22 protein-coding genes, 1 pseudogene and 1 other annotated feature are annotated in these 21,856 nt (G+C 45.3%); of the genes and pseudogenes, 3 read left to right on the top strand and 20 right to left on the bottom strand.

The features are described from left to right. The first annotated feature begins 152 nt into the window (after positions 1–152). Positions 153–800, top strand: coding sequence for a pyroglutamyl-peptidase I (pcp, locus tag AAHT65_RS08460; protein WP_315916328.1), 648 nt, complete (start codon positions 153–155; stop codon positions 798–800). A gap of 6 nt (positions 801–806) precedes the next feature. On the opposite strand, the gene tatC is transcribed toward pcp, so the two are convergent. From tatC to AAHT65_RS08435, 5 genes are all read right to left on the bottom strand, one after another. Beyond that, positions 807–1,532 carry a twin-arginine translocase subunit TatC gene (gene tatC / locus AAHT65_RS08455; protein ID WP_010787540.1) on the bottom strand — a complete coding sequence of 242 codons (726 nt, stop codon included), beginning with the start codon at positions 1,530–1,532 and terminating at the stop codon, positions 807–809. 64 nt (positions 1,533–1,596) lie between these two features. Then, entirely contained in the window at positions 1,597–1,815 is a 219-nt protein-coding gene (locus AAHT65_RS08450; RefSeq protein ID WP_003327982.1) for a twin-arginine translocase TatA/TatE family subunit, read from the bottom strand. Between the two features lie 13 nt (positions 1,816–1,828). Then, positions 1,829–3,580 carry an alkaline phosphatase gene (locus AAHT65_RS08445; protein ID WP_343311336.1) on the bottom strand — a complete coding sequence of 584 codons (1,752 nt, stop codon included), beginning with the start codon at positions 3,578–3,580 and terminating at the stop codon, positions 1,829–1,831. Between the two features lie 311 nt (positions 3,581–3,891). Beyond that, on the bottom strand, positions 3,892–4,320 hold the full coding sequence (locus AAHT65_RS08440) for a cell wall hydrolase (protein ID WP_061571031.1): 429 nt from the start codon (positions 4,318–4,320) through the stop codon (positions 3,892–3,894). 82 nt (positions 4,321–4,402) lie between these two features. Continuing rightward, entirely contained in the window at positions 4,403–5,659 is a 1,257-nt protein-coding gene (locus AAHT65_RS08435; protein WP_343311335.1) for a serpin family protein, read from the bottom strand. Positions 5,660–5,809: 150 nt separating this feature from the next. On the opposite strand from AAHT65_RS08435, the gene AAHT65_RS08430 reads away from it, so the two are divergent. Beyond that, positions 5,810–6,190, top strand: a complete 381-nt coding sequence (locus AAHT65_RS08430) for a DUF2512 family protein (RefSeq protein WP_061669481.1) — start codon at positions 5,810–5,812, stop codon at positions 6,188–6,190. A gap of 30 nt (positions 6,191–6,220) precedes the next feature. On the opposite strand, the gene AAHT65_RS08425 is transcribed toward AAHT65_RS08430, so the two are convergent. The 7 genes and pseudogenes from AAHT65_RS08425 to AAHT65_RS08395 all read right to left on the bottom strand — a co-directional run bounded on the left by AAHT65_RS08425 (position 6,221) and on the right by AAHT65_RS08395 (position 10,923). Next, positions 6,221–6,919: an ABC transporter permease gene (locus tag AAHT65_RS08425; protein ID WP_010787535.1), complete on the bottom strand. Its 699-nt coding sequence runs from the start codon at positions 6,917–6,919 to the stop codon at positions 6,221–6,223. A gap of 16 nt (positions 6,920–6,935) precedes the next feature. Next, a complete protein-coding gene (locus tag AAHT65_RS08420) occupies positions 6,936–7,628 on the bottom strand; it encodes an ABC transporter permease (RefSeq protein WP_343311333.1) in 693 nt (230 codons plus the stop codon). Positions 7,629–7,643: 15 nt separating this feature from the next. Further along, the gene (locus tag AAHT65_RS08415; protein WP_010787533.1) at positions 7,644–8,567 is read right to left on the bottom strand and encodes an ABC transporter ATP-binding protein; all 924 of its coding nucleotides are present in this window, start codon (positions 8,565–8,567) and stop codon (positions 7,644–7,646) included. 88 nt (positions 8,568–8,655) lie between these two features. Then, positions 8,656–9,591, bottom strand: coding sequence for a HAMP domain-containing histidine kinase (locus AAHT65_RS08410; protein ID WP_343311332.1), 936 nt, complete (start codon positions 9,589–9,591; stop codon positions 8,656–8,658). Position 9,592: 1 nt separating this feature from the next. Continuing rightward, the gene (locus AAHT65_RS08405; protein WP_268369112.1) at positions 9,593–10,273 is read right to left on the bottom strand and encodes a response regulator transcription factor; all 681 of its coding nucleotides are present in this window, start codon (positions 10,271–10,273) and stop codon (positions 9,593–9,595) included. A 97-nt stretch (positions 10,274–10,370) separates the two neighbouring features. Further along, a pseudogene (locus tag AAHT65_RS08400) lies at positions 10,371–10,585 on the bottom strand (EamA family transporter); the annotation flags it as partial. Positions 10,586–10,755: 170 nt separating this feature from the next. After that, positions 10,756–10,923 carry a hypothetical protein gene (locus tag AAHT65_RS08395; protein WP_010787529.1) on the bottom strand — a complete coding sequence of 56 codons (168 nt, stop codon included), beginning with the start codon at positions 10,921–10,923 and terminating at the stop codon, positions 10,756–10,758. Between the two features lie 104 nt (positions 10,924–11,027). Continuing rightward, positions 11,028–11,278, bottom strand: a binding site (T-box leader). A gap of 203 nt (positions 11,279–11,481) precedes the next feature. On the opposite strand from AAHT65_RS08395, the gene AAHT65_RS08390 reads away from it, so the two are divergent. Then, entirely contained in the window at positions 11,482–11,667 is a 186-nt protein-coding gene (locus tag AAHT65_RS08390; RefSeq protein WP_003327969.1) for a hypothetical protein, read from the top strand. Between the two features lie 44 nt (positions 11,668–11,711). Here the strand turns inward: AAHT65_RS08390 and AAHT65_RS08385 are convergent, their stop codons facing one another. The 8 genes from AAHT65_RS08385 to AAHT65_RS08350 form a co-directional block, all read right to left on the bottom strand. Beyond that, a complete protein-coding gene (locus AAHT65_RS08385; RefSeq protein WP_343311516.1) occupies positions 11,712–12,629 on the bottom strand; it encodes a macrolide 2'-phosphotransferase in 918 nt (305 codons plus the stop codon). Positions 12,630–12,948: 319 nt separating this feature from the next. Further along, on the bottom strand, positions 12,949–14,484 hold the full coding sequence (garD, locus tag AAHT65_RS08380; RefSeq protein ID WP_343311331.1) for a galactarate dehydratase: 1,536 nt from the start codon (positions 14,482–14,484) through the stop codon (positions 12,949–12,951). 98 nt (positions 14,485–14,582) lie between these two features. After that, on the bottom strand, positions 14,583–15,284 hold the full coding sequence (locus AAHT65_RS08375; protein ID WP_343311329.1) for a FadR/GntR family transcriptional regulator: 702 nt from the start codon (positions 15,282–15,284) through the stop codon (positions 14,583–14,585). A gap of 70 nt (positions 15,285–15,354) precedes the next feature. Then, positions 15,355–16,722 (bottom strand): glucarate dehydratase, encoded by a 1,368-nt coding sequence (gene gudD, locus AAHT65_RS08370; RefSeq protein WP_343311328.1) that lies wholly within the window; start codon positions 16,720–16,722, stop codon positions 15,355–15,357. Between the two features lie 36 nt (positions 16,723–16,758). After that, positions 16,759–18,132: an MFS transporter gene (locus AAHT65_RS08365; RefSeq protein ID WP_088116419.1), complete on the bottom strand. Its 1,374-nt coding sequence runs from the start codon at positions 18,130–18,132 to the stop codon at positions 16,759–16,761. A 93-nt stretch (positions 18,133–18,225) separates the two neighbouring features. Further along, on the bottom strand, positions 18,226–19,692 hold the full coding sequence (gene gucD / locus AAHT65_RS08360) for an alpha-ketoglutaric semialdehyde dehydrogenase GucD (protein ID WP_343311327.1): 1,467 nt from the start codon (positions 19,690–19,692) through the stop codon (positions 18,226–18,228). A gap of 34 nt (positions 19,693–19,726) precedes the next feature. After that, on the bottom strand, positions 19,727–20,653 hold the full coding sequence (gene kdgD / locus AAHT65_RS08355; RefSeq protein ID WP_343311515.1) for a 5-dehydro-4-deoxyglucarate dehydratase: 927 nt from the start codon (positions 20,651–20,653) through the stop codon (positions 19,727–19,729). 243 nt (positions 20,654–20,896) lie between these two features. Continuing rightward, the gene (locus tag AAHT65_RS08350; RefSeq protein ID WP_343311326.1) at positions 20,897–21,853 is read right to left on the bottom strand and encodes a DNA-binding domain-containing protein; all 957 of its coding nucleotides are present in this window, start codon (positions 21,851–21,853) and stop codon (positions 20,897–20,899) included. Between the last annotated feature and the right edge of the window lie 3 nt (positions 21,854–21,856).

Here is a 21,856-nt window from a genome sequence, read left to right as displayed (position 1 = left end):
AAATATTCAAACGATAAAAAAAGAAAAGTTAACGCTTGATTCTGTTGAACATTGATAAATGACCCACCGGTTTCTGTATTTTCGAATTGATTCAGAGATGATTTCTAAAAAGCAGAGATTTACAATAAAATAGATGAAAAGGGGGAATTAGTATGAAACCAAAAGTGTTGCTCACTGGCTTTGATCCTTTTGGAGGTGAAACAGTAAATCCGGCGTGGGAAGCTGTCAAACAGCTGAACGGCGAGGATGCCGAGCATGCTGTAATCGTGTCGGAACAGGTGCCTACCGTATTTAAAAAGTCACTTAAAATCCTGCGGCAGGCCATTCATAAACATCAGCCGGACATCGTCATTTGTGTGGGACAAGCAGGCGGCAGAATGCAAATCACGCCGGAACGTGTGGCGATTAACCTTGATGATGCACGAATTCCTGATAACGAAGGGAATCAGCCGATTGATGAACCCATCTCTGAAAATGGTCCCGCGGCTTACTGGACGGGGCTGCCGATCAAACGAATCGTTGAGCACATGAAGGAAAACGGCGTTCCTGCGGCCGTTTCCCATACTGCCGGAACATTTGTATGCAACCACCTATTCTATGGGCTGATGGATGAGATTAACAAGAATTCCCCAAGGATAAAGGGCGGCTTCATCCATATCCCGTACATCCCGGAACAAACCTTAAATAAACAAGCGCCGAGCCTCAGCCTTGAAATGATCGTCAAGGCACTAAGGATCGCCGCTGTTACTGCCGCAAAGTATGATACAGACATCCGCTCTTCCGGCGGTTCACTCCATTAAATTCCGTCATGTCATCAATGGTTCACTGGCCAGTTTCTTTTTATAGACAAACGCGGACAGGGCCACACTTACTTCAAACAGGACGAGAAGCGGAACCATGACCAAAAAATCAGAAACAAAATCCGGCGGCGTAATCAGAATCGACACCACAATCAGGAGAAAATAAGAAAGTTTTCTCGCTTTCGCCAGCCGCAGAGGGTTTAAAATGCCAAGGCGGGTTAAAAACATGACGACCAGAGGCATCTCAAATAAAAAACCAAACGGCAGGCTCAAATTCACCATAAATCGAAAATAGTTATCAGCGGTGAACATTGTTTCAAAATGGCCTGACGACAGCTTCATCAAAAAGCCAAGCACAATCGGATACAGCACAAAGTATCCAAACGAAATGCCTGTCAAAAATAACGCAAATAATCCCGGTATATACAAAAGAGTCACCTTGCGTTCTGTTTCGGTCAGCGCCGGGGCTACAAACCGCCACACCTGGAATGCCGCTACAGGAATGGAAGCGGCAATGGCGCATACCCCGGCAATCATCATGTACACCCATAGAATTTCACTCGGTCCCAGAACAGCCAGTTTTCCATCCAAATCTCTGCTTAGCCAGTCATAAATATCCTGTACAAATAAAAAAGCGGCAATCAAAAACACGACAAATGCAGCTAACGTCAAAATGATTCTTTTTCGCAGCTCTTCCAAATGTCCGATCAAATGCGTTTCTTTTTTATCCATGCCGGAAGCCCTCCTTATCAAATCAGTAAAGAGGCAGATACTGATTGATCTGCCTCATCAGCATTCAGCCCGCTGGTTTGTCCTTTTTGACAGCCGTTAAGTCAGCTGATGGTTTTTCCTCTTCTTTATCTTCACCGGACACGAGAGATTTTGTCGCGCTTTTGAATTCAAGGAGGGTCCGTCCTGCCGCCCGGCCGATCTCCGGAAGCTTTGAAGGTCCAAAGATAACCAAAGCAATCACAAAAATTAAGATTAAACCGGGTATCCCGATGTTTGAAAACATGACATTCAGCTCCTTATTTTGTTATTTTGGCTCTTTTCTTTATCACTTGTTTTTCGTGGGCTTTATTATGGGCAAAGAAGCGGTCTTCTTCTACCTCATTAGACTGCTTCAAGCCTCCCGGAACAGCCGCTGCCGATACTTTTCTTAATCCGGTTTGATCCTTTTGATACACAAATGATGCTCTTGTCGATAGGGATGCTCCAGGTTCAGTTACAAACGGCACTACCCGATAATCCGCTCTCCATTGTTCGGGCGTCACTGTGCAGCGGACATAGCCCCGATAGTCGTTGAAAAATTTAATGTGAGGATTTTGTTTTAAAATTTGATCTGTATCCGCTCTCTTATCCGCTCCGTTCCCGCCGGATGTAATAGACGTTCCGACAAATTCGGCTCCGAAAATAGACGAATTGGTTTTATTAAAATCGGTATGGAGATTCGACGCCCAGCTCGCGTGGACATCTCCCGTCAAAACGATCATATTATTTAGATTTTTGCTTTTAATAAAATTGACGATCCGTTCGCGCTGTGCCGGGTAGCCATCCCAAGAATCCATGCTGTAGATCGGACTTGCGCTTGTCCCGAAATTCCATTGGGCGAAGAAAATCTGCTGCGCCAGCACATTCCAATGAGCGGTTGAGCTTCCCAAGTTCTTGAACAGCCAATCTTCCTGTTCTTTCCCCAGCAATGTGCGGTTTGGATTAAGCGATTCATCTGAAGGCGGCTTATTCCCGTCGCCATTCGCTTGATCGTCTCGGTATTGCCGTGTATCGAGCACATTGAACGATGCCAAGTTTCCATAAGAGAAATGGCGGAAAAGCTTCATGTCCGGACCGTTTGGCAAAGAGGATCTGCGAAGCGGCATATGCTCGTAATACGCTTGATAAGCAGCGGCACGGCGCAAGACAAATGCTTCAACGGACTGCCCTTTTTCCGGTATCTTATTGGCATAGTTGTTTTCCACTTCATGATCATCCCAGGTCACAACCCATGGAAACGCCGCGTGCGCCGATTTCAGATTCGCATCGGAACGATATTGGGCATGGCGATTTCGGTAATCTTGAAGCGTAATGATTTCTGCACTGCTGTGCGTGCGTACATTTCCTGTTTTTGATACGTACTCATTCGGGCCATATTCATAAATATAATCGCCGAGATGGAATACCAAATCGAGTTTTTCCTTCGCCATATGTTTATACGCCGTGTAATAACCATGCTCATATTGCTGACAGGAGGCAAACGCAAAAGTCATTTTCGAAACATTTGCTCCCGCGGCAGGCAGGGTTTTTGTTTTTCCGACAGGGCTTAACTCGTGACCGCTTTTGAAACGGTAATAGTACACTTGATTAGGCTGAAGACCGTCAGCTTCAACGTGGACCGAGTGCGCAAGGCTCGGCTTGGCCATTTCCGTTCCGCGCTTTACGATGCGCCGGAAATGCTCATCCTTCGCCAGCTCCCATTTCACAGGAACAGCCTGTTTGGGCATTCCTCCGCCATTCAGCGGATCGGGCGCAAGACGGGTCCATAAAATGACACTATCAGACATCGGATCTCCCGAAGCGACACCGAGTGTAAACGGATAACTGGAGAACTTAGGCGCGGCATTCACTTCAAATGCGCCGACCGACTGAGCAATGGTTAAACCTAGAGAAAGACCCGCGATTTTTCCCGCCCCTTGAATAAAACGGCGGCGGTCAAACGTATTGTTTTCAAAGCTTTCTTCCTTTAACTTCTTCACCCACTCATCTAAACGACTGTCATGTGCCATTTAAGATCCCCTCTCTTCTCATTGATCGCCTTCATTATAGGAAACCTTTGTTAAAGAAATATAAACGTATTGTTTGCCCTTAAAATGACAAATAGGACAACCTTCACAGGCCATTGATCGAAATGTGTCGATTCACGGAAAAAAATCGTGTTTTCAGTAAAATTCCCTTTTAAGCAACTGCTCTTTTTGCCTATTTTTCTTCACACATTCTTAAAGAATAAAAAAACACTGAGCGGTTAAACATGAATCACTCAGTGTTTCCGATACCATTAAATAAAACACCGCCCGGCGATTCGGACGGTGTTTCTGAACTAAAATGTATTATAGACATTCTCGCACGTTTCCCCTGTCGGCTGGTAAAAACAATGGGACTTGAATCTGGCTACCAACGGCTGGTTATACCATTGTGCAGGGCAATTCCCGCCCGGCTTAAAATACCATAAGCTGAATTTGGCAGGCCAGAATCGTTCTCCATTAATGGTGCGCCGCGCCAGCCTTCTTTCACTTTCTCTTGGTCTTTGATAGAAGTATCCATGTGTCACCGCCTCAAATGCGTGCGGCTGGTAGATCATTTGCCGAATCGTGCGCAGTCCTTTAAAATCAGAGCAATTGGCTCTTAACCGATTGACCCCTACATTTCCGACAAGCAGCATTCCCTGCTGTCCTTCACCCTCAGCCTCCGCTCTGAGCAGTCTTGCCATCAGATCGATATCCGCACTTGACGCTTTCACGACTGCCATCGTGTCACCTCCCTGTATCCTCCTTTCATCATATTGCTGGACAGTCAAGGAGATGACGGGTGAACAGCAGAAACTTTTTATTTTACTCAGCAGGCTCTGCTACAGTCCCCAAAAATAAAATGCTTTTCGTCTTTTCATCCGCTATTACGAATAAAAAAGGACGGTTCACCGTCAGTGACAATTCAGGCTCAGAGGCGGATTCAATGATCTCTACAGACGTCGCCGCCGCTGCTTCTGTTCCTGTTTCGTCCGTTTTGATAAACGTATGGTGATTGACATCGTTGATTTTTGCATCCGTGCTTTTGCCTTGAAACAAATTTGAAAAATCAGCTTTGCCAAATGCTGTTTTCATTCCCAACTGAGCCAGTATACCTCTCAGATTGTATTTTTCTTCAAAGGAAAAGCGCGGAAGACTCAGCTTCACCATTTTTTCTTCCCAGCGGTTCTCCCATTTTTCCATATTCTCATGCGTCAATGCAGCAGTGAGTGGTGAAAGGTTCTTATCTTTCTGCGGCAAAAATACAGCAAAAGACAAGTCCTTATTCTTATAAGAAAGCTTTACAGCTTGAAACAGCTCGTTCTCTTGGTATGGGAGGAGAGCCGTCTGATTCATCATCGGATGCTTCTTTTCCGCTCCGTTCTGTAAATAAAATGGTTCAATATAGGTCATTGCCTTATCAAACGGTTGTGCCCAGTCTCCTTGAAAGTAGATTGTATTTAGTAAAACAGCGATTGTGTTCGGGGACAGATTGCCAGCAATATCTTCTATATGGCCTTTTGTTTTTTTCGCGGCCCATTCATTGATCTTCCTCTTTGCTTTTTCAGGATGAGGTCCCAGCTTACATGCTTTCCCGTCAAAATATTGTTCAATCGTTTGTTTAAATTGCGGATTGATGTCAAGTCCTGTCCAAACCGAATGGGCCGCAAGCAATTCACCATCAGAAAGAGTACGGAAGGAGTTCATGAGGGTGTTTGCTGCTTCATTGATTTCACTGTCTTTCATTTCAGATAGAAGCAAGGTGTTCTTCATTTCTTCTTTTGTCTCCCCATCAGCGCCATTTGCCGTCATGACAAGTGCCTGCTGAATGCTGTATGGAGATATAAACACATTTTTCTCTGTGCCCTGCTGTTCAATCAGGTGATGAAATACGGAAATTCCAAAAAGCCTCTCAGCTTCTATAAACTCTTTATGTATTCCATCCGCCGACCGTTCAGATGGAGACGTCTTAGATGAAGGCGTTTGAGTGGCCGGGTGTTCAGCCGATGGTTGTCGGCATCCGGCCAGTGCTAACAACAATAAGAGGAACATCATCCATCCGTTTTTTTGTCTGCACTCCATTGCAATCACCCTCTTCAAAGCGGATTTTATCACCAAAGACACTAACACCGAATGGGAAATATTTCAATAAAAAAGCGGCACAAGGTTTAATTTTCTTGAATTGAGGAAACATACACATAACAAAATATAAGATTGGAGGAGGAGTTTAATATGGTTCACGTGAAAGCGCTTGCTATTAAAGGAATTATGACAATTATTGTTTTGTATTTGGTTCTTGGCCTAGGCTTTAATTTCACTTTTGGCGATACGCTGCTGATGACGATCGTCTTAGGGGTTGTTTCTTATTTACTCGGGGATCTTTATGTATTGCCTAAATGGAACAATATGATAGCGACTTTGGCTGATTTTGGCTTAGCCTTCCTCGTTGTCTGGCTGATGGGAATGCCGCTCTCTATGGGGTTATCTCCGGGAATGCTGGCGCTGGCAGCCCTCTTTGCGGCCATTGTCATGGCAATCGGGGAGTACTTCTTCCATTTCTATATGATGAGTAAAGAGCTGGGCAAACCACGCTTCATTGAAAGAACAGAGTAACGCTGAAAGGCCGGTTTTATCCGGCCTTTTTTACATTACATCTTCCTGATCTGTCTTTCGGATCGTCCGGTAAGCGATAATGATACCGACAGCAGCAAGGGCTAAAGGAATATAAATAATGTTAGCTAACGATAATTCTGAGCTATTTTGACTGATCAATATCATCAAGATAACTGACGAGACAATGGTTGCAGAAACAGAGTGTTTTCGCATTCCAAAGTATAAGGGAACAAGGCATAACCCCGCAGCGGCAGCCGCATATACCAGCATAGCGCCAATCTCCCCGCCCAAAGCATGGAACGCCAGCTTACCTGAACTGAAATGAAAATAATCATTTACCTTAAAAATGATGGCCGAAAGCACCAGCTCGGACACGATAATAGTGACAAAGGTCAGCCCGGAAACGATCAATAGCTTGGCAGTCATCAGCTTTTTTCGGCTGATGGGATAGGTGAACATAACCGTGATCGTCTTATTTCTATACTCGCCGATGACCAGTTTGGCAATGAGCACTGCCGCAAAGACGATATAAACAGATCTGACAAAGAGCCCCAGTATGAATACTGTTGAGGCCGTATCAGCAAACGCCATTTTGGCGGTAGAAACTGTTTTTTCCTCTGAACCTATCAGACACATAAAACCCAAAATACATAGATTCGCAATGACGGCGCCCTTGAAATACCAACCTAATGTTGTTTTTTTCAATTCTAATTTCACCAGTTTTAACATTTTGTTATCAACCCCGCTATAACACATCCGTTTTATCTACTTTTCTGACAGCCAAGTAAGAAAAAACTAAGCCCACGGCAGCCAGGGATAAAGGAATATACACAATTGAGGATAGTGAAAATTCCGAGGTTGTTGAACTTATGGCCATGACAATAATAACAGACGAAATAATGGTTGCCGGAACAGAGTATTTACGCATCCCAAAAAAGATGGGAACTAAGCTTGTTCCAGCGGCGCCAAAGGCGAAAACCGCCATTTTCACAGCTTGCTGAGAGATTATATCCGATGTCACTTCCCCGGGAATCATATGATAGATTGAGTTCAAAAAAAAGAAAGCAAAAGCGACAAATACATTTGATATTAAAATCGTGATAAAGGTCAGTCCGAAGGCAATCATCAGCTTGGATGCCAGCAGTTTTTTTCGATTGACCGGATAGGTGAACAGCACAAGAATTGTTTTGTTTTTAAATTCCGAAATCACTAATCTTGCAATCAATACCGCCCCGAAGATGATGAAAACCCCTCTGACCAATGTCCCGATGATGAGGAACGATTCATCAATGGTTTGCATGGTCTCCTCGCCTTCTATTTTTTCTACATAGCTGACCATCCATAAAAATCCCAGAAGGATAAGATTGGCGATAATTGCTCCACGCGCATACCAGCCCAGCTTCATTTTCTTTAATTCGATTCTCATTAAATTCCTCATTAGCTCCGCCCCTTTTTACGCACTGATGCTGTCACCGTTGATCAGGCTTAGGAAATAGTCCTCCAGCGAGGTATATTTTTTGTTGATTGACTCGATGTCTATATCATTTAGAATCAGTGCTTTTGAGATGGCTGCCTGTGATGCGTCAGAATCATAGATCCGTACGGTTTTTTCATTCAATATTTTGAAATTGGCGATGCCTAGTTCATTCTCAAGCACAAAACACGCCTTCGTCCGATTTGTCGTCACCAGCTCAATGTATTCCGTATTTTGTCCTCTAATTTTATCCATGGAAACCTCTTCAAGCAGCCTTCCGTCACGGATCACTCCGATTGTATCGGCGATTTGCTCTATTTCACTGAGCATATGGCTGGATATCAGCAGTGTCATGCCATACTCTTTACTCAGCACTTGGAACAAATGTCGGATTTCCTTAATTCCGACGGGATCAAGTCCGTTAATTGGTTCATCTAAAATCAGCAATTCAGGCTTGGTGATAATTGCCCGCGCTATGCCGAGCCGCTGCTTCATACCGAGGGAGAAGGTTTTTACCGCCTTGTCCTCAATATTTTTCAAATTCACCATGCCGAGCACTTCTTGAATTGAATTTTTATCGTGATAACCCATGTACTCACAATGCAGTTCTAAATTCTCTTGTGCTGTCAGTTTTTCATAAAAAATAGGATATTCAATCATACTGCCTATTCGGCCCAGTACTTTGTATGACGTATTTGTCAGTTTATGTCCAAGGATTTCAATCTCACCGCCGGTCGGTTTTACAAGGCTCGTGAGCATTTTCATGACGGTTGTTTTACCCGCGCCGTTTGGTCCTAGAAATCCGTATATTTCTCCTTTTCGTATATGCATGTTTACATTTGATACGACTTCTTTGCCTTGAAAGGTTTTGGTCAGGCCGTTGATATTCACAGTATAGGTCATTATCTTTCTCCTTCCGTCTGAACCTGTTTTCTATTATAGACATGAGCGGTGTCATTTTTATTTCCTTTTTCTTAAGAAAATCTTACGTTTAATACGTCATTCTTTTTAATGTGATGGTAAACGCTGTCCGTTCGTATGGTTTGCTTTGAAGGGCAATAGCACCGCCCATTTGTTCAACAAGCCTTTTTGTAATCGTCAAGCCGAGCCCGCTCCCCTGAAATGATTTATTTCTTGATTCTTCAAGCGTGTACAGCCTTTCGAATACCCGCTCTTGTTCCCGTTCGCCAATTCCTTTCCCCCGGTCCCACACGCTGATATAGACATACTGCTCATCGCTTGATAACGACAAACCGATAACCTTTCCGTCGCCTCCATATTGAATCGCGTTCGATAACAGATTTTGAAAAACCCGGTCAAGCGCTTCTTCATTCCCCTTCGCATACACCGGAATGTCAGGGATGTCGATTGCTGCCTCATAGCCTTTCGCCTGAACCACGTCATAGTAAGAAAGGATATTCTTTTTACACAGTTCATTGATATGTATTTTTGTAATCGGAATCTCTTTATCTCCGGATTCCAGTTTGGCTAAGTCGAAAAATGAATTCATCAGCCTGATAATTTCATATGTCTTTTGGTGAAGTTTTTCTAATAATGCCTTTCTCTCTGCATCTGCCAGATCCGAATCATTTTGAATCGCTTCGATATAGCCCAGAACAACTGTCAAAGGCGTTTTTAGATCATGTGACATATTGGTCAGCATCCGCTTCATCGAGTGTTCGGTTCTTGTAAATCGGGCTGTGATTTTTTGATTATCATCCAGCAGCTGATTGATTTGCACCAAAAGCGCCTGGAGCTTGCGATCGTCAGTCAGAAGCAAAATCTGCCCGGCGGAATGCTGTTCGGTCAGGCTGTATAGTTTTTTTGTTATATACTCGAGGCTCCTGTCGCGGCTTCTCTTCATTTGGTATTGTGCCATATTGACAACCGCCAATATAATCACAGCGCCAATCAATAAAGCTGTCATGCTAAAACTCTCCCAATTTATAGCCGATTCCCCAAAGTGTTTTGATATATTGAGGCGATGACGGATCGTCTTCAATTTTCTCTCTCAGACGCCGCATATGAACGTTAATAATATTTTCGTCGCCATAGTAATCCTCATTCCAAACCGAGCGATAGATCTGTTCTCTCGTAAATACTTTTTTAGGATTAGTAAAGAATAGCTTGATGATCTGCCATTCTTTTGAGGTCAGCTGAATCACTTCATCCTTTTTTGTGATAAGGACATTTTCAATATCCAGCGTCAGCTCATGTACGCGAATGATATTCGTTTCTGCCGGTTCATTTACGGCATACTGTGTCGCTCTTCGGATTGCGGCCTTTACTCTTGCGGACAGTTCGATCATTGAAAACGGCTTGGCGATATAATCATCCGCGCCGAACCCCAGACCCAGCGCCTTTTCCACATCACCGTCTTTAGCGGAAATGATCAAAACCGGAATCTTGCTTTGCTCTCTTATGATTTTCAACAAATCCATCCCATTCAGCTTAGGCAGCATCAAATCTAGCAGGATCAAATCAAACGCATTCTGCCGAAACAGCTGAATGCCCTCTTCGCCGTCAAAAGCATGAACTACGTGAAACCCTTCCTTTGTTAAATAATGATCAACCACTTCACTGATTGACCGGTCATCCTCTACAAGCAAAATCTGCTGCATTTTCTCCACCAACCTCTTTAAAATAAGAAACACACGTTTAATTACATTAAGTGTAATCAAAAACGTGCGTCTTTTATATAACATATTATGTTTTTCCTATGATCAGCTTCCTATATTCCATAAAAGTAATCACCATCAATACAACCAGACACCCCGTCCATAGAATACAGCTCAAATGCTCGCCAAGAAACAAAGCGCTCAGCAGAATTGTAATGACCGGTCCCGCCATTGAGATCATCGCTCCTCTTTCAGCTCCAATCCGTTTGATGCCCTAAAACTCAAAACAAAGGGAATAACTGTGCCTGAATAACAAAATCGCGGCGGACGTTGCACCCTGAGCGTACGCCCGCTTCATCAAAATTGACTTTGAAGTGAAACAGACGGTGCCGCAAACCAGAAGGGCCACTCCTATGACAGCCTGACGAACCTAGCCCTCCTCAACTTGACTCATCTCAGCTCACTTACCTCCGTTATCTCGATTCGTTCAAATGTTTTTTGATAAAATGCAGCAGGGTATTTCCTTGAGCGGTGAGAATGACGCCTTTTCCGTCGCATTTCGGACAAGGCTTTCCATCTTCCTCCCCTGTTCTTTTACAATGCGGGCAAGTTAATTCCAAATCATCTAAAGCGATTACCATGCTTATTCCTCCTTTTTGATTGATAAGTCTCCTGTACATGTGTTTCGCCAGCCTTCCTCCATGGCCGTCACCTCCTTTAAAAACACAAAAAACCCCCGTCCATATCAAAGGACGAGGGTTTCGCGGTACCACCTTTATTAACAGCTCAAAAAGCCATTCACTCATAAGTACAGAAAACGTAAGTTTCGATACTCCTCTCTTGGTAACGGGGAGAGAATCCCGGCAGCGCCTACTATTGTTTCGGCGATGCAATTCAGAAGCCCATTCGGTATCAGGGGAGGATCGGTTCTCAGCAACCACCGACTCTCTGGACCCCGCACACTGATACGTACTTACTCTTCCTCCAGATTGTTGATCCGTTCTTTATTTGTAAAATTTATAATACTCCGTCAGTTGAAGGAAGTCAATTCGAACAAATTTCTTCGATCGTTTTGGTTTTTCTTCAATATGGGCCGACTGCATATTTGATGTTTAAGAAAACCAGTTTCAAGGAAACCAGTCATTACATAGGGAGATCATTTTCAAAAAAATCACTACAACTGCAATGAGGTGAAGCATATGAACGCTACAGCTAAAAAGTCGATGCTGAAAGGTGTCATTCTTGCGCTGGCAGTATTATTTTTAGTGTGTACGCACGTTGTAAATCTTTATGTTTGGCTTATTTTCATGTTTGCCGGCATAGTTGGTGATAAATTCATTACCATTCAAGAAAAACGAAAAGAGGCTGAAATGGAATCCGATTAGCCATCGCCCGGTCTCATAACCGCCCGCTTGCCGGAACGATCATTTCATTTATCCAAACCAAGCGCCTCCCGCGCCATTTCCATATGATCATCTTGTTTTGTCTGCAGCGCAAACTTTGCGATATCGATCGGATAGGCAGCCTCCATTTCTGTAATATGCTCCTGCATCCCCGGCCAGCTTCTTCCTCCTTCCTCACTATAATGCCTCAGCAGGCGCGCGGTTTCTTGTTCGCCTAAAATCATTTGATACGCAACAAAATCCTTGGCCGGATCGGCGACTTTTGCTTCCGTCCAATCCAGAAGACCTGTCACGTGCTGATTTTTCCCAATCAACATATGCGCGGGATGCAAGTCGCCGTGAATGAGGGCGGAGAACCCCGGCCAGTATGAATCGTCACTAATCCACTTTTGCCACCTTCGCCAAAGGTGATCGGATACGCCCAGCTCTCTCTTTATGTTATCCATGGATTCCGCTATTGACTGCCGGGTATTGTTCGGGCTTAACACTTCAATGCCGGCTTCAGCCGCGGCCGCTGGATCTGTCCCATGTAATTCAGCTAATATGCCGGCAAGCGATCGGACAAAATGATCTGAAGGCGGCTGATGGTCCATATTCCATACATATTGTTTCTCTTCTAGATCAATACCGGCGGCGGGTATTCCGTCAAGCCTTGGATAAGCAATCAGTTCCGGTGTATGAATTCGCCAATCCGGTACAGAGGCCGATAGATGTTTGCGGAGAAAGGCGAGAGCATTGCCTTCTGCGGCAGCTCTTTCAACCACATCATGCCGGCGCGGTTTTCGCAGCACCCATGGCACACCGTTTTCATCATCCGCAAATACAACTTGAAAATCCATACCCGTTTCATTAATTTGCGTGCTTTCACGATTTACCATGAGGCCATTTTTATGTGCAAGTCTTACAATTTCCTCAATGGACTGTTGTTCGTTCTGAATTGTTATCTGCTTTTCCCCTTTTCCCTATTTGCTAACATATAAGGCTCCGCCTGCGGTTCAGGATAATGGAGAAGGATTTTTGAAGACGCAAAAAAAGAAGGCAGCATTGCCTCCCCCTATTTCATACAATATTAGGGCTCCTTATTATAGGCAGGCCTATCCCGATTCCCCCGCACACAGGCAGAGACTCTGTTCACTATTTAATTAGTGTGACAAAGTGTGAAACGGAATCTTATGAATGCCATACCAGAACCCCTCCGTTCTTTATAAGTTAAGACCATTTTACAATACATTCCATGTGATAACTACCATAAATCTAAATCAATCAAGTCACCGGCGATGGATTAAAGAGACACAAATCATTGTGAAGCCCCCAATGGTCGGCCCACGTTTGTTTGCGGCCGCTGGCGACGTCCACGATCAGCCGGAATATTTCCCAGCCGATTTCTTCTATGCTCGCCTCACCCGTTGCGATTCGTCCCGCATTCACATCTATTAAATCTCCCCATTGCTCTGATAACGAATGCCGGGTTGATACTTTAATCACCGGCGCTGCTGCCAGACCGTACGGCGTTCCTCTTCCTGTCGTAAATACCTGCACATTCATGCCGGCCGCAAGCTGAAGTGTTCCGCAGACAAAATCACTTGCCGGAGTCGCCGCGAACAGTAACCCTTTTTGATCCGCCTTTTCACCGGGACCCAGCACGCCGGAAATGGGGCTTGTGCCTGACTTCGCCACAGATCCTAATGATTTTTCCACCACATTTGATAAACCGCCTTTTTTATTGCCCGGCGATGGATTGGCGCTTCGATCCGCTTCCCCACGCTTCAAATAGCTGTCATACCACTTCATTTCATGAATAAGTGAGTGCCCGACCTCTTCATTGATTGCCCGCGGCGTTAATAAATGGATGGCATCTCTTACTTCCGTGACTTCTGAAAATAAAACAGTCGCCCCCGCCCGAACCAATAAATCAGCTGCATACCCTACCGCCGGATTGGCCGTGACGCCGGAAAAGGCATCGCTTCCACCGCACTGCAGGCCGATCACCAAATCAGAAACAGGACAGGTGACACGGGTTCTGCTGTTTAGTTTAATTAACCGCTCTTCCGCCATTTCCATTATGGATTGAATCATATTCGTAAAGCCTTGCTGGTCTTGTAATGAAATGATATTTGCAGGTTCGCCGCCAGGGACAATTCTTTCGGGAAGGAGTTTTTCACAGCCTAAGCCGACCGCCATTACCTCCCCGCCGAAATTAGGATGCTTTGCCAAGTTTTGAATCGTGCGGATGGGGATTACGGCATCCGGCGCATTGATCGCCACTCCGCATCCATATTGATGATGTAACGGCACGACATCATCAACGTTAGGGTATTTCGGAAGGAGGTCTTCTTTGATGCGTTTTACCGCATAATCAAGGACGCCGACGACGCATTGAACGCTGGTGGTAATTCCGAGGATGTTTTTTGTCCCCGCGCTCCCGTCCTCGTTTCGATAGCCTTCAAATGTATATCCTTCAAGGGAAGGCTGCGGGCCGGGCACTCTGTTTGCAATGGGCAGGTCCTCTAATGCCGGAGGGGCGGGCATTCTTACAAGAGTTTCTTGCAGCCAGCATCCCCGATTGATCTGCCGGTCGGCATATCCAATCACTTCTCCGTAACGTACAATAGCAGCACCTTGTTTCAAATCAGTTAAAGTCACTTTATGACCTTGCGGAACATATTCCTCAAGCGTAAGGCCGCATGGAAAAACAGTACCTGCCGGCAGTCCTCTGTCATTTACAATAATCGCTACGTTGTCATTTGCATTCACTTTGATGTAAAGCGGCGATTGATTTTGTCTGAGGTTCAAAACCATTAGAAAAACACTCCCTCCAAATATTTGTAAGCGTTTTCCGTACTTATTATAAAAAAAGCCGCAAAGATGAAATCTAATCTGCGGCTGGTGTGTTACGGCTATTTTCCGTCCATGCCTTTTATGATCTTGTCACGCACAAATTTCAAATGCTCATACATGTGATAATGGGCTTGATAAGGATCTCTTTTGGCAAGGGCATCATAAATTCGTTTATGATATTCAACCGTAACGTCCCTTTCTCTGTACGGGATTTGACTGTCTATTTTCGCATGGGTGATCAGCAACGATTGAATCATTCCTTCGACAACCGGGTTATTGGCGCTCAATGCAATAACTCTGTGAAATTCTTTATCCGCTTCGCCGTAATTATTGTCTGTGCTATTGGCGATGTCGTCGATGGTTTTCTTTAAACGCTTGAGCTCATCTTCGTTTATTTTCTCCGCGGCAATCGTCACCAATCCAAGCTCTAATGCCATCCGCGCTTCTATGATAGCCGGCAGATTATCAAGCGCTAAAGCAAGCATGACGGAAAACGGGTGCATGCCGATTTTATCGTTGAAATAGGTTCCGCCACGGGTTTTTCTCGTAATCACACCAAGCGTTTCAAGCGAACTTAATGCTTCTCGAAGGACAGGCCTGCTGACATGTAAAATGTCCATCAATTCCATTTCGGTCGGTAATTTATCTCCTGCCTTCAATTGGCCGCTTGATAATAAGTGGACGATCCGCTCAATCACCTGTTTAGCTAGTGTTTTACGATTGACTGAATCCACTTTCAGTTCTTCTAAACCTTCATACACGAACAACTCCCCCTTCAGTTGTTCAATTGTAAGACAAAATAAAACTTATTACAATATTTAGAATCAATTCTTATCGAACGAGACAAGGCCGTTTGTGGTTAAACTCCCAGTTATTGATCAAAAACTGCATAGGAACCGCGTCATTGCGCGCGCCTACATTCATTTTTTGATACAGCGCATTCGCCTTCTCCACTTGTTCCATATCAATGTCAATCCCAAGCCCCGGCTTATTCGGCACCTTCACATAGCCATCGGCAATCTCAAATGGCTGTTTCGTTAAACGCTGCCCGTCCTGCCAGATCCAATGGGTATCAATCGCAGTAATCCGTCCCGGAGCTGCGGCTGCCACATGGGTAAACATGGCGAGTGAGATGTCAAAATGATTGTTAGAATGAGAGCCCCACGTCAATCCCCAATCATGGCACATTTGCGACACACGCACCGAGCCCTGCATCGTCCAGAAATGCGGATCAGCTAACGGAATATCTACGGCATACAATTGAATCGCATGCCCCATTTCCCGCCAGTCGGTCGCAATCATATTGGTTGCAGTCGGCAGCCCTGTCGCGCGGCGGAATTCGGCCATCACTTCGCGAGCGGAATAACCGTTTTCTGCCCCGCATGGGTCTTCGGCATACGCAAGCACGCCATGCTGCCCTTTACATAATTCGATCGCTTCGTCTAATGACCATGCCCCGTTCGGATCTAGAGTAATTCTCGCATCAGGAAAACGTTTTGATAACGCGGTGATGGCTTCCATTTCTTCCTCTCCCCGCAGTACGCCGCCTTTCAGTTTGAAATCCTGAAAGCCGTAGCGTTCATGAGCGGCTTCCGCAAGGCGGACAATAGCCTCAGGTGTCAATGCTTCCTCGTGGCGAAGGCGAAACCACTTACAATCTGACTCCTGATCGCTTTGATACGGCAGTGTCGTCCGTTTACGGTCACCGATGTAGAATAGATAGCCGAGCATCTCCACTTTATCCCTCTGCTTGCCTTCTCCCAGCAAAGCCGCGACCGGTTCATTGAGAAACTTGCCCAGCACATCTAACAATGCCGCTTCCAATGCTGTCACGGCGTGAACCGTTGTTCGCAAATCAAACGTTTGGATACCGCGGCCTCCGCTATCCTGGTCTGCAAACTGCTTTCTGACCGTTTGCAAAATCGACTGATACGCGCCGATTGATTTTCCGATCACAAGCGGCTTTGCCAGCTCCAGCGTGCGGCGGATTTTTTCTCCGCCAGGCACCTCACCGACACCCTGTTTCCCGCTGCTGTCTGTTAAAATAACGATATTTCGGGTGAAAAACGGGCTGTGGGCTCCGCTTAAATTCAAAAGCATGCTGTCGTGACCCGCTGTTGGAATAACCTTCATTTCAGTAATAGACGGAATATTCGATCTATTTTCTTTTTGAACCTGCTCCTGTATTGGTGAACTCATTTTTCATCCTCCTCATGTAAAACGCTTTCAAAATTATTAGACAGGCAGTGATTGATCGGGGTTTTGCTCTTGTTTCTTCAACACGACCCGTTTGATCGGCCCGACAAGCAGCAAATAGCTGAGAATCGCCGCGATCGCGTTAGCGCCTACAAAGACGAGCGCGCCATTAAATGATCCCGTTGCGTTTACAATATAACCGATAATAATCGGGGTGGTGATAGAAGCAATATTGCCAAATGTATTAAACAAACTGCCGCTTAATCCCGCACACTCTTTCGGAGACGTATCGGAAACAACAGCCCAGCCCAACGCGCCGAAGCCTTTTCCGAAAAACGCGAGTGACATGATCACAACGACAAGCCAAGCAGATTCTGTATAGTTGCAGATGATCATACTGCAAGACAGCAGCATCCCGATAATGATCGGCACTTTTCTGGCAAAAGTGAGTGAACGGCCTTTTTTCAGTAAAAAGTCAGATACGATGCCGCCAAGCACTCCGCCTGCAAATCCGCACAGCGCCGGCATCGAAGCCACAAACCCCGCTTCAAGGATGGACATTCCGCGGGCTTGAACCAGATATACCGGAAACCATGTCAGAAAGAAATAGGTGAGCGTTGTAATGCAATATTGCGCGATGTACACGCCGATTAACATACGGTTCGTTAATAATTGCTTGATATACGGCCATTTGGATTCCTTTTTCTGCTTGCTTTCTTCCCGGCTGTCATCCATTGAAATCAGCCCGCCGCCTTTTTCAATATACTCGAGTTCAGCTTGGTTGACCTTCGGATGCTTTTTCGGTTCATACACCGTTTTAAGCCAAACAAAAGTTAGAAGGATTCCCCCCACACCCATGACAACAAAGACAGAATGCCAGCCGAAAGAATGGGTGAGCCAGCCCATTAAAGGAGAAAAAATAACGATAGCGAAGTATTGAGCTGAATTAAAGAAGGCTGAAGCCGTGCCGCGCTCGGCGCTTGGGAACCATGAGGCAACCACTCTGCCGTTCCCCGGAAATGACGGCGCTTCAGAAATCCCCACCAAAAAACGCAGTGTAAACAGCAGGATAATAGCAGTCCCAGCGGAAAAAAATCCAATCGCGCCTTGCAGCAGCGTAAAGAATGACCAAAAAAAAATGCTTAAGGCGATAATGGTTTTAGAACCGAAACGATCAAGCAGCCAGCCTCCGGGAAGCTGCGCGATGACATATGCCCAGCCGAAAGCGGAAAAAACATACCCCATGGCCACTGAATCCAATCCAAGGTCTTGCTGGACAGCATCACCCGCAATGGAAAGCGTCGCGCGGTCCGCATAATTGATTGACGTCACAACAAACAGCATAAATACGATGAACCAGCGCACAGATGTTTTTTTGCCCGCAGGTGAAAAATTCGCTTTGTCTTTTTTCATAACATCTTCTCCTTTATCAATTTAGAGAAAAATATGCTGGCCGGTAATAGAGATTGGAAAGAGACAACTGCCCCTTTCCAACGCAAGGAATCATTACTGTTTAATAAAAACGGTTTTAATCGCCGTGAAAAAGTCTTTAGCCGCCTCGCCCTGTTCGCGGGAGTGGGAGCTTGATTGTTTGAGGCCGCCAAAAGGAGCCTGAAGTTCAACCCCTGCGCTTTCTGCGTTGACCCGAACAAGTCCTGCTTCAATATCATCTATAAAAGACAGCATATGGCCGATGTTTTGAGTGAAAAGCGAAGCACTTAGTCCAAACTTCACATCATTGGCGATATCTAAAGCCTCTTCCATTGTGTCGACCTTCAATAAGGCGATGACCGGTCCGAAAATCTCTTCCTGGGCAATGGTCATGTCAGAGGTGACGTTATCAAAGATTGCGGGCTGAACATAGTAACCATTTTGATAGTCTCCAGCCTCCAGCTTTTCTCCCCCGATCAAAAGGGAAGCGCCCTCTCGTATTCCTTTTTCGATATAGGAAAGGCAATGATCAAGCTGATTCTTGCTTGCGATCGGTCCCATCCATACGTCTTCTTTTAAGCTGTTACCGATGGTAATGTCTTTTGTGCGCTGTATTAATTTTTCTTTGAATCTGTCGTAAACCTCACTTTGTACAATGACACGGCTGGTGGCTGTGCACTTTTGGCCGGTCGAACGGAATGCGCCGGTAATCGCTGCTTCAGCGGCGGCATCAAGATCAGCTTCATTTGTTACGATGATCGGGTTTTTCCCGCCCATTTCAAGCTGGTACTTGGCTCCCCGTTCTAAAGCGGCTCGCCCGATGATTTTTCCAACCTGGTTCGATCCGGTGAATGTGATGCCGTTCACTCCATTATGCTCGGCAAGTCCTTGGCCGACGACTGATCCCGGGCCTGTCACCAAATTGATAACGCCCGCCGGAAGCCCCGCTTCTTCAAAGCATGCGATGATTTTCGCACAGGTAATAGCTGTTTCTGTCGCTGGTTTAATGACAACGGTATTGCCGTACACCAATGCCGGAGCCATTTTCCAAATCGGGATTGCGACCGGGAAGTTCCATGGAGAAATAACGCCGACCACCCCGAGAGGAACACGGGTTGTAAACATCAGCGCGTCTTTGTCAGTAGACGGAATGACATCGCCTGTTTTGCGCATGCCTTCTCCGGCGTAATATCGAAGGATGGCAATCCCTCTGGCGGTTTCCCCTTTTGCTTCCGGCAGTGTTTTACCCATCTCGCGTGTAGCGCAGGCTGCAATTTCATCCAGACGCTGTTCCATGATATCCGCCGTTTTGTACAAGTATTGGCCCCGTTCAGCGCCAGACAGCTTTCTCCATGCCGCTTTCGCTTCATTTGCAGCCGCTGCGGCCCGGTCCACATCTTCAGCCGTCGAGTTTTGCACATAGCCCACAAGATCATGGATATCAGCCGGATTCTCGACCTTTACCATATCGCCTGAATGGGATTTGACCCACTCTCCATTAATATAATTAAGGTATGTGTTTTTTTCCGTCATCACAGACATGCCAATTGCCCCTTTCCTGTTTTGAAATTGATCGTTACACCGTTGCGGCTTTTTTGGGAAATCGGTCTGCCGCTCGTTTTAAAATCGTTTCTAATTGTTGATAATGCTCTTTTTCTACCGGTCCGACTGGCGGTCTGGCTGTATTTCTTACATTCATTCCCATGATCTCCATACCGGCTTTAATCAAAGAGACAGCGTATCCATTTCTTTGTTTTCGAATATCGTTGATCGGCAGGATTACATGCTGATAAAGTTCCTTTACTAATTGCTGGTCTCCGTTTTTTAAGGCCTCAAAAAACATTCTTGAAATGTGCGGAATATAATTGGAGATTGCTGAAGAGTAGGAGTGAAAGCCGATCGGCATATAAGCCGGCATCGTCACCTCAGCCATCGGCATCCCGTTGAGCCAACCTAAACGGTCTCCTATCGTATAAGCGAGATTAATATTCAAATCTATATTTCCCAGACCGTCCTTCACGCCCACAAGCTGTTCAAGCTCCGTCAGACGTTTGACCTGCCGGAGAGAAAGCACCGCGTTATCACGCTGATAGAGAATGGCGTTAAGATCCGTGCTTTCAATAATCGTCTTCACATATTGGTATAAGCCTTCCTGCTCGCCATGCACCAGGTAAGGAGGCAGAATCAAATAGCCGTCCGCTCCTTTTTTCTGGGATATTTCCGCCCAATCCAGCGCTGTACTGAGATTGCCTCCCACTCCAGTGTATACGGGGACCTTTCCGCCGGCTGCCGAAACCGCGACTTCCACCATTTGCTCATATTCTTTCTGGCTGAGAGATTGAAATTCACCAGATCCGCAAGCGATAAAAATCGCCTCCAACCCTTCTTCTAACAAAAATTCGATATTTTGAAAAAGGGCTTCCTCCTCTAATTTGCCTTGCCTGTTAAAAGGAGCAACTGGAAAACCTAAAATTCCTGTTGGTGCTTTCCTTATACGGCTCATCATATAACCTCCTATAGTTTGTGGTGATTTGCTCCAGAAATATGAAAGCGCTCTATAAACAAACCTCTGACACTCTCTCCTTTCCCTTTGGGCTTTTGTTTTATTGTAAGACAAATAAACAATATGTCAATATCTTTATTTTCAGATTTCTTTGTTTTTGTAGGGAAAAGATCAGGAAAATCCTATGCTTCAGGCAAGATTCAGAACAAAAAAAGACAGCCGATCGAGACCGGCTGCCAGTGTTTACATACTTCTTTCTCTTCCGTTTCTGAAATTCTCACTCAAATACTTCGCTTCCAAAAAGAACACGTGAATGAATTTTTTTGTATTCACTCTTGCAGGTGCGACAGGTCTTTTATCGTTGGATTGCATTTCTTTCATTTTCTGGCTGACGACCGGAAAATCAAAGAATTTCGATGCGTAGTTTTCAAACTTTGGATTTGAAAAATCTGTTGTGCCTAAAGAGGCAAAATGGTGTAACGAATGGATAATGGCTCTGCGTATACGTTGTTCCGAAGCTTTCGTTTCCCGATTAATATCGGCTTGTGATGCCGCCGCCCCGAGTTTTCGTTCTGCGACATTTGTGAAGATCTGTTTTAAAGACGGCATGTTTTTTTCAAAAGGCGCGGCTTGTTCATACTCAAATAAATACTGAAGAATCGCCATTAAGTCGTGTGCTCCGCTTTCTCCCATAATGCCCAGCTCTGATAAAAGAAAGGTTCCGGTTTCTTTTACGCTTTTGCCATTCTTATTTTGAGGGCGGGCGTTTGCAGATTCATTCCGATTGACCAGCCGGCTTAAGGAGTTTTGAATATCTCCAATTGAGTTTTCCAGCTCCACCCGTTCTCTCACCTTTCGCAGAACGCTTATCATTTCAATACGGTTAATAGGCTTATGGATAAAATATTCAATGCCGAGAGAATATGCTTCTCCCACCATTTCCTTTGCTTCCACTTGCGAAATCATCACTATTTTTCCAGAGTAGGAGTCTTTAAGGTGGCGTATCGTCTCAATGCCGTCGCGTACCGGCATTAATAAATCAATTAACAAAATATCGACCTTTTTAAAATGCAGCGTATGCCCTTCCACTTGGCATCCGTCCTCTGCTTCACCCGCCACTTCTCCCAGATCTTCATCTTCTATGATCTGTCTCAGGATGGAACGAACCGCACGGTCATCATCCGCTATAAAAAAACGCATATA

This window comes from Bacillus atrophaeus (assembly GCF_039519175.1).
Classification (GTDB): domain Bacteria; phylum Bacillota; class Bacilli; order Bacillales; family Bacillaceae; genus Bacillus; species Bacillus atrophaeus.
Note: the sequence above shows the minus strand (reverse complement) of the source record. Positions and strands in the feature narration are given on the sequence as shown.